Below are 14,470 nucleotides of genomic sequence, written 5' to 3'. Positions count from 1 at the left end.
TATGATTTTGTATAAACTAACGACTGCTTTTACAGCCATTCTGTTAATTACCGCCTGCAGTAATAAACCTAAAGAACAAAGGATAAAAAAAGAAGAAACAAAAAATACGGCAGGACTTTCTCAAGTCAAAGACGAAGAATCTATTGAGGGACTATATTCCTCTAAAGAATGTGACATTACGTTAGAGATTAGAAAAGAGAAAAACGGTTTTACTTATTTCCTGAAGACAACTGCAAGAAAAGTAAACGGCAAAGCAGTATTTACAAAAGAATCATCTGGAGAACGTAATTTGCTTTTAGATGGAATTCAATGGGACGAATACGAAGGAGACATCAGCAATCAGGAAGATTCGGATTCAATTGCTTCAAAAGAAATAGAGATACCAACTGGTATTAGTGCTGGATATGTGAAAGATACGCTTACAATTCAGAATTATGGAAACGCAATGAATTATTACACTAAACTTTCTGAATGTGGTTTGAAGTATATACAACTCATCAAAAATGATTAAAAAAAAATTCCAAATCTAACTAAAGAATTGGAATTCGGAATTTTAAATATTTTTTAAATCTTAGCCTTTAATTTGTTTCAGAGAAGTTTTAATTCCTTTGATTAACGATGAGCTGAAACCATTGTGTTCCATTTCATTTAAACCAACAATTGTACAGCCTTGTGGCGTTGTTACACGATCAATTAATTGTTCCGGATGTACTTTTTCTTCCAATAGCATTTTTGCTGCTCCTTTTACGGTTTGAGCTGCAATTGCCAAAGCAGTATTAGAATCAAATCCTATTTCGATTCCTGCCTGCATAGAAGCGCGAATGTAACGCAAAGCATATGCTGTTCCGCACGCGCCTAAAACTGTCGCTGCATCCATCAATTTTTCATCGATTACAGGAGCTGTTCCCAAATCCTGAAACAAATCTACAATTGGCAGTGCTTTTTCTCTGTCTTTTTCAGGAAAAGAAATGCACGTGGCCGATTCTCCAAACTGTGCTGCAATATTGGGCATAATTCGAACAACAGAATATTCGCTATTTGTTTTGGACTGAAGCGCATCTAGAGACAAACCGCTTACTGCAGAAGCAATAGTTTTATTTTGAATTACTGGTAAAATCTCAGATAAAACGATATCAACCTGATAGGGTTTTATAGTTAGAATTATTACATCAGCTTCTTGGATGTTATGCTTATTATCTGAAGAAACCGTGATTCCGTATTCTGTCAAATATTGAATTGAGGCGATATTTCTTCTTGTCACTGTAACCTGGTTGTTTTTGGAGAACTTTGCAATTCCCAAGGCAATAGAAACCCCAAGATTTCCTCCTCCAATGATGTGTACTTTCATTTTGGCTGGTTTAAATTTATTTTGAGCTGATTTACAGCATATTTTTCCGTCACAAATTACGCAGATTTTACAGATTTTAAATCACTGCAATCTATTAATTTGTGGCAAAAATCTAAAACCCAAGAATCAATTTGGCCACGCCAAAATAGAGCATGATTCCAAAAACGTCATTAGTAGTTGTGATAAACGGACCAGTCGCAATGGCCGGATCAATTTTGTTTTTATGAAGGAAAAGCGGCACCAAAGTTCCTAAAGTAGCAGCAAATAATATTACGACAATCATCGAAATTGAAATTGCTACTCCCACTAAATACTGCCCATACATAAGAGAATGGTATCCTAAAAGAAGCAATGAAATAATACTTCCGGAAATCATCGAAACGGTAATTTCCTTGCTAAAATAACTGCGGCTGAATTCTTTTAAAGTTCCGTTTGCCAAACCCTGAACTACGATTGCCGAAGCCTGAACACCAATATTTCCGGCTGTAGCCGAAAGCAAAGGCACAAAAATAATTAAGGTTGAATATTTCTGAAAAGCAGTTTCGTTATCCTTCAAAACAAAAGATGCTACAATTTCAATCACCATTCCTATTAAAAGCCAAGGCAAACGCGCTTTTGTCAATTCGAGAACACTGTCATTGGTTTCGATATCCTGTGTAATACCTGCCGCTAATTGGTAATCTTTATCGGCTTCATCCTTGATTACGTCTAAGATATCATCAATGGTAATTCTACCAACCAAACGACCCAGTTCATCAACCACCGGAATCGCCTCTAAATCGTATTTCTGCATGATACGTGCTACCTCAACATCTTCGGTATCTACGTTTACGAAATTTAATTTTCTGATGTAAATATCACTAATTTGAGTTTTGGTCGAAGTCGTCAATAAATCCTTAAGAGATAATCTTCCTTTAAGACGGTTTTCATCATCAACTACATAAATTGAATGTACTCTCGAAACATTTTCTGCCTGAATTCGCATTTCTTTAACGCAGGTTAAAACATTCCAGTTTTCATTTACCTTCACCAGCTCCTTTCCCATCAAACCACCGGCCGAATTTTCATCATATCGCAATAACTCAACGATATCTTTTGCGTGCTCAACATCGTTTAACTCCGAAATAACTTCGGCCTTGATTTCCTGCGAAAGTTCGGCGATGATATCTGCGGCATCATTAGTTTCAAGCTCATCAAGTTCTTCGGCAATTTCTTTTGGCGAAAGTCGGCTTAAGATATTTTCACGCAGATCATCTTCTAGTTCCAGAAGAATTTCGGCGGTTTTATCACTATCTAAAACTTTAAAAATGTAGGTTGCTTCGTCAAAATCCAGTTCATCAAGGATTTCGGCAATATCGGCGTGGTGCAGATCGTTAAGTAAAACTTCAAGTTCTTTGTCGTTTTTATTAACAATATGCTCTTCTAACTGCTGGATTAATTCTTTGCTAACTTTGAACTCCATCGGCTTCTATTTTTTGAGTCAAAACAATAAATTCCTCAACGCTAAGCTGCTCGGGACGTTTATCAAAGATAATGTCTTCTCGCAATTTGTCTGATAAATTTAATGTTTTCAAACTGTTACGTAATGTTTTTCGTCTTTGCTGAAAAGCCGTTTTTACAACCGTAAAAAATAACTTTTCACCACATGGAAGACTGTAATCTTCCTTTCGGGTCATTTTCATCACACCCGACTTGACCTTGGGCGGAGGAATAAAAACATTTTCGTTTACAGTAAACAAATACTCAGTATCATAGAAAGCCTGAGCTAAAACGGATAAGATTCCGTAAGCTTTTGAGCCTTTTTTCTCGCAGATTCTTTCTGCAACTTCCTTTTGAAACATTCCCGAAAATTCAGGAATCTGATCTCTAAACTCTAATGTTCTAAAAACAATTTGAGTCGAGATATTATAAGGAAAATTACCGATTATGGCGAATTGCTTGTTCTCGTAAACCTGATTTATATTGTATTTCAGGAAATCTTCTGAAATAATTTTATCTTTTAATTTCGGATAGTTCGCATCCAAATACGCAACAGATTCAGTATCAATTTCGATTACTCGAGTAGTAACTGATTTGTCCAGTAAATATTTAGTGAGCACACCCATCCCTGGTCCTATTTCTAAAACCTCATCATATCCGTTTAAGCTCAAAGTATCGGCAATTGCTTTTGCAATGCTTTCGTCTTTAAGGAAATGCTGTCCTAAATGTTTTTTGGCTTTTACTTTTTCCATTTTCTTTTTTTAGAATTTAGATTGTTAGACTTCTTAGATTGTCAGATTTCTAGTTTGTCTAAAAATCTAAGAAGTCCAATGATCTAAATCTCTTTTAATGTTCTGAAATAACTTCTAATTCTGTTCTGAAAGAAAGCATTTTGTCTGCAAATAACTCCAAAGCCTCTCTGTCAAACTTTGGCTGATCTTCCAGATAATATTTCTCCAAAGTATCTTTGCTGTCTGTTGCATATTGAACAGAATAGGTTATGCCGCCCATTTCTTCTTCAACTAAAACTTTTACTATTCGTGCTGATGAAAATTTTTGGGTTGCTAAAATTTCCGGTATATGTTTTTCCTGCATCCATTTTAACCATTGGTCGTGAACGCTTTCGTGTATGTTTGTGGTAATGTTGTAGATTATCATTTTCTTTTTAGATTGTTAGACTTCTTAGATTGTTGGATTATTAGATTTTAGAAAGTCTAAAGATCTAAGTAGTCTAAAATCTAAGAATCTATTTTATAAATTCTTATCTCCTCTTAATTCGCGGTATTTTTTTCTGGCATCAACAAAGTAAATACTATCCTGATGATTAAAAATTACCTTTTCATATAAAGGCTTTGCCTTTTCTGTATCTTTTAATTCGTCGTTGTAAATTTCTGCCGAAAAAAACAGCGCTTCGTCTACATAAATTCCATCGCTGTGATTGTCGATGATTTGCTGGTATTGGCTTAAAGCCGAAGTAAAATCCTTCTGACTTTCGTATATTTTTCCTAAACGCAACATTGTTACAGCTTCGATTTCCTGACCTTTAAAATTCTTCAAAATACTCTGAAACTGAGCAATAGCTTCGGATTTCTTGTTTTGATAAATCAAAAAGTCTCCTTTTGCAAATTGTTTTAAAGCGGTCTGCGTTGAGTCTGCTGCTGTATTATCATTTATTAATAAAAAATATTCCAGAGCATCATTGGCAATTAATTGTGTATTTGCCGATTTTAATTCTTTAAACTGCTTTAAAGCCCATTCAAAATCAGCTTTATAGTAACTTGTTTTAGCCGCTTTTAAACTTGCTTCATGCGACATTACATCATTCTTTAAGTCCAATTGAATCTGCGAATAATAAATCAGCGCCTGATTGAATTTTTCTTCCAAAAGCAAAATGTCTCCCAATTCCATTTTGGCATCAGCCCTCTGGTAATCGTTTAAATTAAGCTCTAATGCTTTCTTTATAATTTCCTTACCTTCATTTGTCTTTTTCAAATTAAATGAAAGAAAATGAGCCTGAATTATTTGCAAAGATAATGTAAAAGGATTTATCTCATAAGTGGCAAGTAATTGCTGTAATTCTGTCTGGATTGCCGGATAATCTTTTTCCTGTGCTTTGGCAATTTTAATTTCCATTAAACGCGCATTGGTCTGAATCAGTAAATCTAAATCTTTGGTGTTTAAAAGAATAAAATTCAAGATTTCTGCTGCTGTATCGGTATCGTCTTCATTTAATGCAAACTGACTCAAATTGACAATACTCATTAAGGATTCTGGTTCTCTTTTGTAAATTGCCTTTTCCTGAATAAATGCTTTTCCGAATTCTTTTTGCTGCACATAAAACCAGCTCAGATAATGATTCCAAAATACATCCTGATCTTTTTGAGTTCTTAAGATTAATGCTTTTCGCATCGCATCCTTAAAAGCCGTATTATCTGTTTCACCATTCATGAAACGCGACAATTGTGTCTGAATTAAATTGGAATTCTGCTGGTTATTATACGATTCTGTCAATAAAAGATCAATCATTTGGTCGGTTTTTCCTAACTGACCGTATAACATTCCGATTTGAAAGTTAAAATTATAATTGGGCTGAATCTGCATTGCGGTTTGGTAGGCTTTTAAAGCATATTCCAGCAATACCTTCTTTTCAAATGAATTCCCGACTCCGTAAACATCATTCGGATTTGTTTTTATTTTTTCTATTGCCTGTTCGTAGTAATTCTTTGCTTTGGCTTCGTTTTTTTGCAATTGAAAGTTATACCCTAATTCAACCAAAAACACACCTTGTTTGTATCGGTTATATCTTTCCTGAATAACTTTTTGAGCGGTATCAAACTGCTGTAACTGCTGATAACAATCTACAGTTCTTAAAAAGTACTGTGTATTTGAAGGTGCTGAATTTAAAAGCTGTTCGTAACTGATTTTTGCTTTTTCAAAATCTCCTTTATCGTAATAATATTGAGCCAGCTGCTCATTTTGTGCAAACGCAAATAGCGAGAACGATAAGGTGATATATAGAAATAGCTTTTTCATTTTTAATCTGTTTTTCAAACTTTATAAAGCATCATGTTTTTATGGTAATAGGGATAGCATATAATACTTTTATTTTTATGCCTCTAATTTCGCCAGAACCCCAATCCGGATATTCTCTTATTAATCGAATAGCCTCTTCATCTAAGCCGTATCCTGCGCTTTTTAATACTCTGATTTTTTCTATACTGCCGTCTTGTTTAATAATAAACTCCAAATATATTTTTCCGCTTATGCCTTGTGCACTTTTGGGAATCCTGAATTTATCGCCAATAAATTTATAAAAATGCTCCAGCCCTTTTTTTGGTTTGGCCATAACAAAAGCCTGAGTATATGTATGTTCTTTTGACAAAGAATCTATACTTGTTCCCTTTGTTAATTTTCCATTTTCATAAAGTTCGGTATACGTATACTTAAAACGTCCGTCTTTTCCTTTCCAGACTCCATCTTTCAAGCCGTTTTTTACTTTCCCGGATCCCGTTAATTTTTCATCTGTCTCTTCATAGTCTCCATTGCCGTCTATGACAGTCTGAATATTTTTAGAATTCCAATACTGATTAACTTTAAAATCGGTTAAGTAACCATCAATAGGTACATTTTCACCTTCCAGTTTCTTATTTCCATCTTCATACCATTCGGTTTTACTGCCTATCAATCTGCCTTTTTCATAAGAACATGTCGATTTTTTATTTCCATTTTCATAGTAATAAATAAAATCACCTCTTCTTAATAAATTATCTTTTGTACCGGAGTTACCTTCCATCTGAATTTTACCCGCACTGTAATAATCTTCAAATCGGTATTCGTCCTTATCTAAATAATAATCTCTGACAATTCTAAAATATTTATGTTTCTCCCTGGATGTTTCTTTCCATAAAGAATCCAAATAAACCATCTTATCATTTGATGATTGAGAAAAGAAAAAATTTGGAAATAAGAAGAGAAAAACCAGCAAATATTTTCTGTTCATGTCTTGAGTGATTATGGTGTAAATAGAAAGCCTAACAGATTTTAAAAATGTGTTAGGCCAACTATAAAAATTTAGTTTATAATATCAAATCCGCAGTATGGGCGTAAAACTTCTGGAATTACAATCCCTTCCGGCGTTTGGTAATTTTCTAGAATTCCTGCCAAAACTCGTGGTAATGCCAATGAACTTCCGTTTAATGTATGTGCCAATTGATTTTTTCCGTCTTTGTCTTTAAAACGTAATTTCAAACGGTTGGCCTGAAAAGTTTCGAAGTTAGAAACAGAACTAATTTCTAACCAGCGATCTTGTGCCGTAGAAAACACTTCAAAATCATAAGTCAAAGCTGATGTGAAACCCATGTCACCGCCGCAAAGACGTAAAACTCTGTATGGTAATTTCAGTTCCTGCAAAATATTTTTTACATGCTCCACCATTCCGTCAAGCGCTTGGTATGAATTGTCTGGGTGTTCAACACGAACTATCTCTACTTTATCAAATTGGTGCAGACGGTTTAAGCCGCGCACGTGTGCTCCGTAAGATCCTGCTTCACGACGGAAACAAGGCGTATATGCAGTATGTAAAACAGGAAGATCACTTTCGTTTAAAATTACATCACGGAACAAATTTGTAACCGGAACCTCAGCAGTCGGAATCAAATATAAATCGTCAATTGTAGAATGATACATCTGCCCTTCTTTGTCTGGTAATTGTCCTGTTCCGTAACCAGAAGCTTCATTTACCAAATGCGGCACCTGAACTTCGTTGTAACCTGCTGCTGTATTCTTGTCTAAGAAATAATTGATCAATGCACGCTGTAAACGAGCACCTTTTCCTTTATAAACCGGAAAACCTGCACCTGTAATTTTTACACCCAGTTCAAAATCAATAATATCGTATTTCTTAACCAATTCCCAGTGTGGCTGTGCGCCTTCGTGCAGAACCGGAATATCTCCTTCCTGAAAAACATTCAAATTATCATCTGGAGTTTTTCCTTCTGGAACAATATCTGCCGGAAGATTTGGTAAAGTATATAGTTTATTGGTTAATTCGACAGCCAAAGCTTCTGCTTTTTCGCCCAATTCTTTGCTTTTTTCTTTTAGTGAAACCGTTTTTTCTTTTAAGATTGCAGCTTTAGACTTCTCTCCGGCTTTCATCAGTTCCCCTATATCTTTGGATAATTTATTAGATTCAGATAAAGTATTGTCTAATTCTACCTGCGCAGCACGACGGTTTTCATCTAATTGCACCACTTCTTCAACAACGCTTTTAGCATCGATATTTCGTTTTGCTAAAGCCTTGATTACTTTCTCCTGATTCTCTCTAATAAATGCGATTTGTAACATAGCTTGATTTTTGTAACTATTGTATTATTTTTATAATGGAAGCAAATTTAAGGAAATGTTTGTTAACATTACGGACAAACTTACCGTATAACCAGAATTTCACAATGCTGCGCAAAACAATCACAGAGATTCTCCAAAATTTAGAGTAATTTCTATGCTGTTTGCATCGTTCTGAATGAATTTATCCGAAAAAACTAAGCTCTTTTGATTTCGTGACCTACAAATTCTTCTAAAGCATCAAACATTTCATCTACCGAAAGCACTTCGGTATCGGGATGTGATTTTAGAAAAGCAGCATTGAGTACCGCAAGATTTTCTTCTAATTCAAAAAAAGTATCATTGTTCAGCAAATCTCTTGTTGGATTTACTCCTTCAAATTTTCCTTTTTTGAATTTGTCAATTTTAACACTGCTCAACAATCGAACTCTTTTAGACTGTGCCTGAAATAATTCTAAATGTTTTTCGGCACCAATTAAAGCCAGACCTTCTTCAATTAATTCGTTCAACTCTTTATTCCATCCAGAATCGTATACAAATTTTGAGAAGTTGCCTTCGGTGTATTTTGAAGTATAATAATCTAAATAATAACTCATTAAAGCATCTTCGTGAATCAAATCGTCGTCGATTTTCTCTTCGCGCATAAGGTTAATTACCGAGATATTAGAATTTACAACGTCTTGAGGATTTTCGCTGTTTGCTGCGGTTTCTGATATGATGATTCTACCGAATTCTTCCATTGTATTTTGTTTTGAATTGTGGTGCAAATTTCAATTAAATTAAAACAGAAAAAAAATACAATCTGATTTATATAGAATCTGCACTGTCATTATTCTTTTTTTCGTTAATTTTTGCCACTAAAGCTTTCAACCGTAATGCCTGTGCGTTTTTTTCTTCGCGAAGTTTAGCTTTTTTACGATTCAGCAGTTTGGTATGCAATGCCTTATTTTTGGTGTTTTTTTCGGGTCCTTTTCCCATGATTTATTCTGTGTTTGTTTTGCAAATTTCGGCGAAATAATGATAGGTTTAGTAATATTTTTTTGGCGTTACCCTCTGGGTCGGGCTATCCGCTGCAAGTCCTCGCACTTCCTTCGTCAGGCTGTGGGCTTTTCGCTGCTATCCCTAACGCAGTCTCGTTTTTGGAGAAAGTTAGATTTTGAGATCATTTTTAAAAATAAAAAAAGAGTATTTTAGCATGACACTTTTATTATAATTAAATAAAATCGATAACAAAACTTGTGTGCATAGATTCTAACCTGATTTATCGACAAGGATAAAACAAAATCAACAGATAATGAATGATTTAAAATTACAAAAAAATCAATTTATTGTTAGTAAAGCTGAATTCAAAACAGGAATTGTTCTTAATAATGAGGGGCAGTATTTTAAAAGCAACGGCAATCGAAATGAAATATATACTATATTCGAGAAATTTGAACTTGCTAAAGATTTTGCAATAAAAGAAGTTCAAAAAAATCCTGATATTGAATGCTGGATCCAAAACTTTAAATCAGAAACTGTGTTTTGTATTGATAAAAATGGAGAGAGAATAATAAAAAACAAAGACTTTTTTTAATAGTCTAAAACTCTAACCTTATTCTTCGTTTTCGGGATAATTCCATTTTCACAGGAATAATTTATGCTGTAATTCTTGTAAATGGCAATTCTGCTGCAGATGGATTATTTGGGATTACATTTTGTTTGGTTTGATTCCGGTTTTAGCAATTATTTTACTAGATTGGTTTTTGGTCGGAAGTTTGGAAATCAGAAAGTCAACAAAGTTCAATTTTATTTTCTAGGATTTATTATACTTTTATGGATTATTAGAGCGATTGCAAATCTCTAAAACTATTTTAAAAACTATGGAAACGGAAGGAATTGGTGAATTAAGTTATTTTGTTATTTATTGCGTATTTTTGTTTGGTGGAATAACTTTTTTTGTTTCGGCATGGATGTCTGAAAACAAACGTTTTAAAATTAGCCGTATCATTTTGGGCACAATTTTAGTAACTTTCTTCGTTATTCTATTACTAACTTCAAAAGAAAACAGCTAAAATACAAGTTGGCATTCTGCATAATTCATTTAAAAAAGATCAATGATGAAGGAAAGAACAGCATTAGAATATTACGTTTTAGATGTATTTTCGAACAAAAGTTACAAAGGAAATCCGTTGTCTGTGGTTTTTACCAATGGCAATTTAGATTTAGAAACCTATAAAAATATCTCTAAAGAGTTTGGCTATTCTGAAACTTCATTTGTTTATTATTCTCACTCCCAAAAAGCTTTAAATGTTCGTTCGTTTACACCAATCGGAATTGAGATCGATGGTGCCGGACACAACTTGCTGGGTGCAGTCTGCGGTGCTTTGCTCAAAAAAATGCCAATATTTGAGCAGCAATCTGAAAACAACAGGTTTGTAATCATGAAACATTCGGCCATACCCCTAACAGTAAGTTTTGATCCTGTTACGCAATATCCTGTTGTACAAATGCATCAAAAATCTGCAATTATCAAACAGGAAGTTCCAACATACAAATTGGCTGTGGCACTTGGTTTAAAAATCGAAGATTTAGACAGTAATGATTTTGTTCCTACAGTTGTTAAGACCGAAGTCGCACATATGATGGTTCCCATAAAAAACAGCAAAATTCTAAACGATTTTGTTCCAGACAACAAACTTTTAATTGAACTTTCAAGAGAATATCAATCAGAAGGATTTTATTGTTTTACCATTTCAGATCAAAATAACGGTAATATTGCCGAAGCCAGATTCTTCAATCCGATAATTGGGATCAACGAAGATCCTGCAACCGGAACTGCTGCTGGACCGCTGATTGGTTTGTTAACTTCAAAAAAACAAGCAAAACTGAATACAGAGTATAAAATTCTGCAAGGCGTTAAGTTAAATCAGCCTTCGATTATTGAAGTTATGAATCGGGAAAATGATATTTTGGTTGGCGGCTCTTCGATTATAACAATGCGCGGGGAACTTTATATATAAATTGAGAAATGCTCACATTTGAACAAGCGAGAAAAACAGTTTCTGATCGATTAGCAGATTCTGATTTTTCTGTAGATAATCCACTTATTATTCTCGATCACCATACAATTGAAAAACCATATGCGTGGATTTTCTCTTACACCTCTAAACTATATTATGAAACAAAAGAAACGCGATATGCAATTGCGGGAAATTGTCCGATTATGGTTGACAAACAAACAGGAAAACATACCGAGTACGGTTCTGCATACAGTCTCGAAAAAATGATTGAATTATATGAAGAAGAAGAAAGTATTTGGACTTTGTTTTTAACAGAAAGTAATGTTTTAGACAGTAAAAAACTGCTTTTATTAAAATCCAAAATAGATTTAAGTAATGATAAATTAATGCAGTTAAAAAAAAACATTACAGTACCATTTGCCAAAGGTTCTGAGTTACGACTCCGTTTATTAAAAAAAGAATTATTGGAAATAGGACTTGAATCTGAAATAAAATTATCCTAAAAATAATTCCTCATAAATAAAAAAGCTGCACAAATGCAGCTTTTTTATATCTAAACCGGAAATTAAATTTCTTAGTTTGTTTTCATTGGCGGTAAATCAAATGCGATAGAATCGTGTTCGAAATTGTTTCTGTGTCCGCCATCACAAAAAGGTTTGTTTGCAGATAATCCGCAACGGCAAAGACCAAGTGCAGCTCTTCCCTGCAAACCATAAAGTACGCCTTCCGGATCCATGATTTCAAATTCGCCTTCTATTTTTATTGATCCGTTTTTATTGATAATTAGTTTTGTCTTGCTCATAAAATTGTCTTTGTTTTTTGAAGTGCAAAGGTTGCAAAATATATTTTGAAGATTTTAATTGATGTGCTAGTTTAAATTGGTTCTATTTAGTTTTACCGCAGAGATGCACAAAGGTTTCACAGAGATTCACAAAGTTTTTTTTATCTCGCAAAGTCGCAAAGTTTTTGTGCTTTATCAGACTGAGCGAATTTCTTTGCACCTCTGCGCCTTTGCGAGATTAATTCGCATTTTAAAAAAAACTTAGCGAATCTCTGTGTTTTATCTTTGTGAATCTCTGTGAAATTACGTGCGAATCTCCACTGAATAACAAAATCTCAATTCTATTGCTTATTTTTGCACTCAATAAAATTGAGTTATGATACAGAATCCAAAGAGATATACTATTACAGCAGCATTGCCATATACTAATGGACCAATCCACATTGGGCATTTGGCGGGGGTTTACGTGCCTGCAGATATATATTCGAGATATTTGCGTTTGCAAAATAAAGACGTTGCGTTTATCTGCGGAAGCGATGAACATGGTGTTGCAATTTCGATGAAAGCCAAAAAAGAAGGAATTACACCACAAGAAGTTATTGATAAATATGACGGAATTATTAGAAAATCATTTGCTGATTTCGGAATTTCGTTCGACAATTATTCTCGTACTTCTGCTAAAATTCATCATGATACGGCTCAGGAATTTTTTAGAAAGCTGTATGATAATGGCGATTTTATTGAAGAAGTAACCGAGCAATTGTACGATGCAAAAGCAGATCAGTTTTTAGCAGATCGTTTTGTGGTAGGAACTTGCCCAAGATGCGGTAATGACGGAGCTTACGGAGATCAGTGTGAAAATTGCGGATCGACTCTGAATGCTACGGATTTGATTAACCCAAAATCGACAATTACTGGGGAAACTCCAATTTTGAAATCGACAAAACACTGGTTTTTACCTTTAGATCGTTATACTGATTTCCTGAAAGAATGGATTTTAGTTGGACATAAAAACGACTGGAAACCCAATGTTTACGGACAAGTTAAATCGTGGGTTGACGGCGGATTAGAACCTCGTGCGGTAACGCGTGACCTTGATTGGGGAATTGATGTTCCGGTTGAAGGTGCCGAAGGAAAAAAATTATACGTTTGGTTTGATGCGCCAATTGGCTACATTTCATCAACAAAAGAATGGGCAGCGCGCGAAGGAAAAGACTGGGAACCGTATTGGAAAGATGGAGACACCAAACTGGTTCACTTTATCGGGAAAGACAATATTGTTTTTCACTGTATTATTTTCCCGGCAATGCTAAAAGCCGAAGGAAGCTACATTTTACCAGACAACGTTCCGGCAAATGAGTTTTTGAATTTAGAAGGAAACAAACTTTCGACTTCAAAAAACTGGGCGGTTTGGTTACACGAATATTTAGAAGATTTTCCGGAGAAACAAGATGTTTTGCGTTATGCATTAACTTCAAACGCTCCAGAAACACAAGATAACGACTTTACTTGGAAAAGTTTTCAATCTAGAAACAATAACGAATTAGCAGATAATTTAGGAAACTTTGTTAATCGTGTGGTTGTTCTTACTCAAAAATATTATGATGGAGTTGTTCCAAATCCAAATGATTTTAACGAAGTGGATGAAGCAGCTTTGGCAGAATTAAAAGCCTATCCAGCCGTAATTGCAAGTTCGGTTGAACGTTACAGATTTAGAGAAGCACTAAATGAATTGATGAATTTAGCACGTCTTGGAAATAAATATCTTGCCGATGGAGAGCCTTGGAAATTAATTAAAACTGATCCTGAAAGAGTTAAAACACAAATGTTTGTTGCGTTGCAAATTACAACTGCTTTAAGCATTTTATCTGAACCGTTTTTACCTTTTACGGCTAAAAAATTAAGTTCAATTTTAAAATTAGATGGTAATTTAAAATGGAATGATATTGCAGATGCATCTGAATTAATTTCTCCAAATCACACCATTCAAACTGAAAAGGCTGATGTTCTTTTCTCAAAAATAGAAGACGAAGAAATACAAAAACAAATAGACAAATTGGAAGCGACAAAAACTGCAAATCTTGCCGAAAGCAAACAACCAGAACCACAAAAAGAATTAATTCAGTTTGAGGATTTTGCCAAAATGGACATTCGTGTCGGAACTATTCTTGAAGCTGAGAAAATGCCTAAGGCAAACAAGCTTTTAGTTCTTAAAGTTGACACTGGAATCGATGTTCGTACAATTGTTTCGGGAATTGCAGAGAGTTTTTCGCCAGAAGAAATTATCGGGAAACGTGTTTCTGTTCTAGCCAATTTAGCGCCAAGAGCTTTACGTGGTGTCGAAAGCCAGGGAATGATCTTGATGACCACAAATGCAGAAGGAAAATTAGTATTTATAAATCCAGATGCTGATGCTCCAAATGGAGAAACGGTAAACTAAAGATTAAAAAGATGTGTTATTACACATCTTTTTTTTGTCTTACTTAAATTATATTCCTTGTCCTGCAAGGTTTTTTCAAC

The 14,470-nt window shown here is 34.5% G+C and carries 16 protein-coding genes; 6 read left to right on the top strand and 10 right to left on the bottom strand.

All coding sequences use genetic code 11. The annotated features are described in order from the left end of the window. Nucleotide 1 precedes the first annotated feature (1 nt). Nucleotides 2-511, top strand: a complete 510-nt coding sequence (locus tag B0A68_RS13375) for a hypothetical protein (RefSeq protein WP_035687454.1) — start codon at nucleotides 2-4, stop codon at nucleotides 509-511. A 60-nt stretch (nucleotides 512-571) separates the two neighbouring features. Here the strand turns inward: B0A68_RS13375 and proC are convergent, their stop codons facing one another. The 9 genes from proC to B0A68_RS24480 all read right to left on the bottom strand — a co-directional run bounded on the left by proC (nucleotide 572) and on the right by B0A68_RS24480 (nucleotide 9,145). After that, nucleotides 572-1,348 (bottom strand): pyrroline-5-carboxylate reductase, encoded by a 777-nt coding sequence (proC, locus tag B0A68_RS13370; RefSeq protein WP_035687452.1) that lies wholly within the window; start codon nucleotides 1,346-1,348, stop codon nucleotides 572-574. A gap of 112 nt (nucleotides 1,349-1,460) precedes the next feature. Then, complete coding sequence (gene mgtE, locus B0A68_RS13365) at nucleotides 1,461-2,810, bottom strand: magnesium transporter (RefSeq protein ID WP_035687449.1); 1,350 nt, start codon at nucleotides 2,808-2,810, stop codon at nucleotides 1,461-1,463. Then, the gene (gene rsmA, locus B0A68_RS13360) at nucleotides 2,794-3,579 is read right to left on the bottom strand and encodes a 16S rRNA (adenine(1518)-N(6)/adenine(1519)-N(6))-dimethyltransferase RsmA (protein WP_035687447.1); all 786 of its coding nucleotides are present in this window, start codon (nucleotides 3,577-3,579) and stop codon (nucleotides 2,794-2,796) included. The genes mgtE and rsmA overlap by 17 nt, the downstream gene beginning before the upstream one ends. A 94-nt stretch (nucleotides 3,580-3,673) precedes the next feature. After that, nucleotides 3,674-3,985 carry a DUF4286 family protein gene (locus B0A68_RS13355; RefSeq protein WP_035687443.1) on the bottom strand — a complete coding sequence of 104 codons (312 nt, stop codon included), beginning with the start codon at nucleotides 3,983-3,985 and terminating at the stop codon, nucleotides 3,674-3,676. A 93-nt stretch (nucleotides 3,986-4,078) separates the two neighbouring features. Continuing rightward, a complete protein-coding gene (locus B0A68_RS13350) occupies nucleotides 4,079-5,860 on the bottom strand; it encodes a tetratricopeptide repeat protein (protein WP_035687441.1) in 1,782 nt (593 codons plus the stop codon). 31 nt (nucleotides 5,861-5,891) lie between these two features. Continuing rightward, nucleotides 5,892-6,827, bottom strand: coding sequence for a TonB family protein (locus tag B0A68_RS13345; RefSeq protein WP_035687438.1), 936 nt, complete (start codon nucleotides 6,825-6,827; stop codon nucleotides 5,892-5,894). Between the two features lie 71 nt (nucleotides 6,828-6,898). Beyond that, the gene (serS, locus tag B0A68_RS13340; RefSeq protein WP_035687435.1) at nucleotides 6,899-8,170 is read right to left on the bottom strand and encodes a serine--tRNA ligase; all 1,272 of its coding nucleotides are present in this window, start codon (nucleotides 8,168-8,170) and stop codon (nucleotides 6,899-6,901) included. A 194-nt stretch (nucleotides 8,171-8,364) separates the two neighbouring features. Beyond that, complete coding sequence (locus B0A68_RS13335) at nucleotides 8,365-8,907, bottom strand: DMP19 family protein (protein ID WP_035687432.1); 543 nt, start codon at nucleotides 8,905-8,907, stop codon at nucleotides 8,365-8,367. Nucleotides 8,908-8,974: 67 nt separating this feature from the next. Continuing rightward, the gene (locus tag B0A68_RS24480; protein ID WP_165571353.1) at nucleotides 8,975-9,145 is read right to left on the bottom strand and encodes a hypothetical protein; all 171 of its coding nucleotides are present in this window, start codon (nucleotides 9,143-9,145) and stop codon (nucleotides 8,975-8,977) included. A gap of 316 nt (nucleotides 9,146-9,461) precedes the next feature. Here B0A68_RS24480 and B0A68_RS13330 point away from each other — a divergent pair, with 316 nt between their 5' ends. The 4 genes from B0A68_RS13330 to B0A68_RS13310 all read left to right on the top strand — a co-directional run bounded on the left by B0A68_RS13330 (nucleotide 9,462) and on the right by B0A68_RS13310 (nucleotide 11,672). Continuing rightward, entirely contained in the window at nucleotides 9,462-9,743 is a 282-nt protein-coding gene (locus tag B0A68_RS13330) for a hypothetical protein (RefSeq protein ID WP_035687429.1), read from the top strand. Nucleotides 9,744-10,029: 286 nt separating this feature from the next. Continuing rightward, complete coding sequence (locus B0A68_RS13320; protein ID WP_123947511.1) at nucleotides 10,030-10,221, top strand: hypothetical protein; 192 nt, start codon at nucleotides 10,030-10,032, stop codon at nucleotides 10,219-10,221. Between the two features lie 42 nt (nucleotides 10,222-10,263). After that, nucleotides 10,264-11,169, top strand: coding sequence for a PhzF family phenazine biosynthesis protein (locus tag B0A68_RS13315; protein WP_240475271.1), 906 nt, complete (start codon nucleotides 10,264-10,266; stop codon nucleotides 11,167-11,169). A gap of 8 nt (nucleotides 11,170-11,177) precedes the next feature. Continuing rightward, entirely contained in the window at nucleotides 11,178-11,672 is a 495-nt protein-coding gene (locus tag B0A68_RS13310; protein ID WP_051892734.1) for a YrhB domain-containing protein, read from the top strand. Nucleotides 11,673-11,743: 71 nt separating this feature from the next. On the opposite strand, the gene B0A68_RS13305 is transcribed toward B0A68_RS13310, so the two are convergent. Then, nucleotides 11,744-11,971, bottom strand: coding sequence for a CDGSH iron-sulfur domain-containing protein (locus tag B0A68_RS13305; RefSeq protein WP_035687419.1), 228 nt, complete (start codon nucleotides 11,969-11,971; stop codon nucleotides 11,744-11,746). Between the two features lie 355 nt (nucleotides 11,972-12,326). Here B0A68_RS13305 and metG point away from each other — a divergent pair, with 355 nt between their 5' ends. Further along, nucleotides 12,327-14,390 (top strand): methionine--tRNA ligase, encoded by a 2,064-nt coding sequence (gene metG / locus B0A68_RS13300; protein WP_035687416.1) that lies wholly within the window; start codon nucleotides 12,327-12,329, stop codon nucleotides 14,388-14,390. The last annotated feature ends 80 nt before the right edge of the window (nucleotides 14,391-14,470 follow it).

Source organism: Flavobacterium reichenbachii, assembly GCF_002217435.1.
In the GTDB taxonomy this organism is placed as follows: domain Bacteria; phylum Bacteroidota; class Bacteroidia; order Flavobacteriales; family Flavobacteriaceae; genus Flavobacterium; species Flavobacterium reichenbachii.
The sequence above is the reverse complement of the archived record's forward strand: the minus strand, read 5'-3'. Positions and strand labels throughout refer to the sequence as shown.

What these genes read in the sequence shown, in the direction of transcription:
- B0A68_RS13375 (WP_035687454.1), top strand. Translation starts at nt 2, where the DNA reads ATGATTTTGTATAAACTAACGACTGCTTTTACAGCCATTCTGTTAATT.
- proC (WP_035687452.1), bottom strand. Translation starts at nt 1,348, where the DNA reads ATGAAAGTACACATCATTGGAGGAGGAAATCTTGGGGTTTCTATTGCC.
- mgtE (WP_035687449.1), bottom strand. Translation starts at nt 2,810, where the DNA reads ATGGAGTTCAAAGTTAGCAAAGAATTAATCCAGCAGTTAGAAGAGCAT.
- rsmA (WP_035687447.1), bottom strand. Translation starts at nt 3,579, where the DNA reads ATGGAAAAAGTAAAAGCCAAAAAACATTTAGGACAGCATTTCCTTAAA.
- B0A68_RS13355 (WP_035687443.1), bottom strand. Translation starts at nt 3,985, where the DNA reads ATGATAATCTACAACATTACCACAAACATACACGAAAGCGTTCACGAC.
- B0A68_RS13350 (WP_035687441.1), bottom strand. Translation starts at nt 5,860, where the DNA reads ATGAAAAAGCTATTTCTATATATCACCTTATCGTTCTCGCTATTTGCG.
- B0A68_RS13345 (WP_035687438.1), bottom strand. Translation starts at nt 6,827, where the DNA reads ATGAACAGAAAATATTTGCTGGTTTTTCTCTTCTTATTTCCAAATTTT.
- serS (WP_035687435.1), bottom strand. Translation starts at nt 8,170, where the DNA reads ATGTTACAAATCGCATTTATTAGAGAGAATCAGGAGAAAGTAATCAAG.
- B0A68_RS13335 (WP_035687432.1), bottom strand. Translation starts at nt 8,907, where the DNA reads ATGGAAGAATTCGGTAGAATCATCATATCAGAAACCGCAGCAAACAGC.
- B0A68_RS24480 (WP_165571353.1), bottom strand. Translation starts at nt 9,145, where the DNA reads ATGGGAAAAGGACCCGAAAAAAACACCAAAAATAAGGCATTGCATACC.
- B0A68_RS13330 (WP_035687429.1), top strand. Translation starts at nt 9,462, where the DNA reads ATGAATGATTTAAAATTACAAAAAAATCAATTTATTGTTAGTAAAGCT.
- B0A68_RS13320 (WP_123947511.1), top strand. Translation starts at nt 10,030, where the DNA reads ATGGAAACGGAAGGAATTGGTGAATTAAGTTATTTTGTTATTTATTGC.
- B0A68_RS13315 (WP_240475271.1), top strand. Translation starts at nt 10,264, where the DNA reads ATGATGAAGGAAAGAACAGCATTAGAATATTACGTTTTAGATGTATTT.
- B0A68_RS13310 (WP_051892734.1), top strand. Translation starts at nt 11,178, where the DNA reads ATGCTCACATTTGAACAAGCGAGAAAAACAGTTTCTGATCGATTAGCA.
- B0A68_RS13305 (WP_035687419.1), bottom strand. Translation starts at nt 11,971, where the DNA reads ATGAGCAAGACAAAACTAATTATCAATAAAAACGGATCAATAAAAATA.
- metG (WP_035687416.1), top strand. Translation starts at nt 12,327, where the DNA reads ATGATACAGAATCCAAAGAGATATACTATTACAGCAGCATTGCCATAT.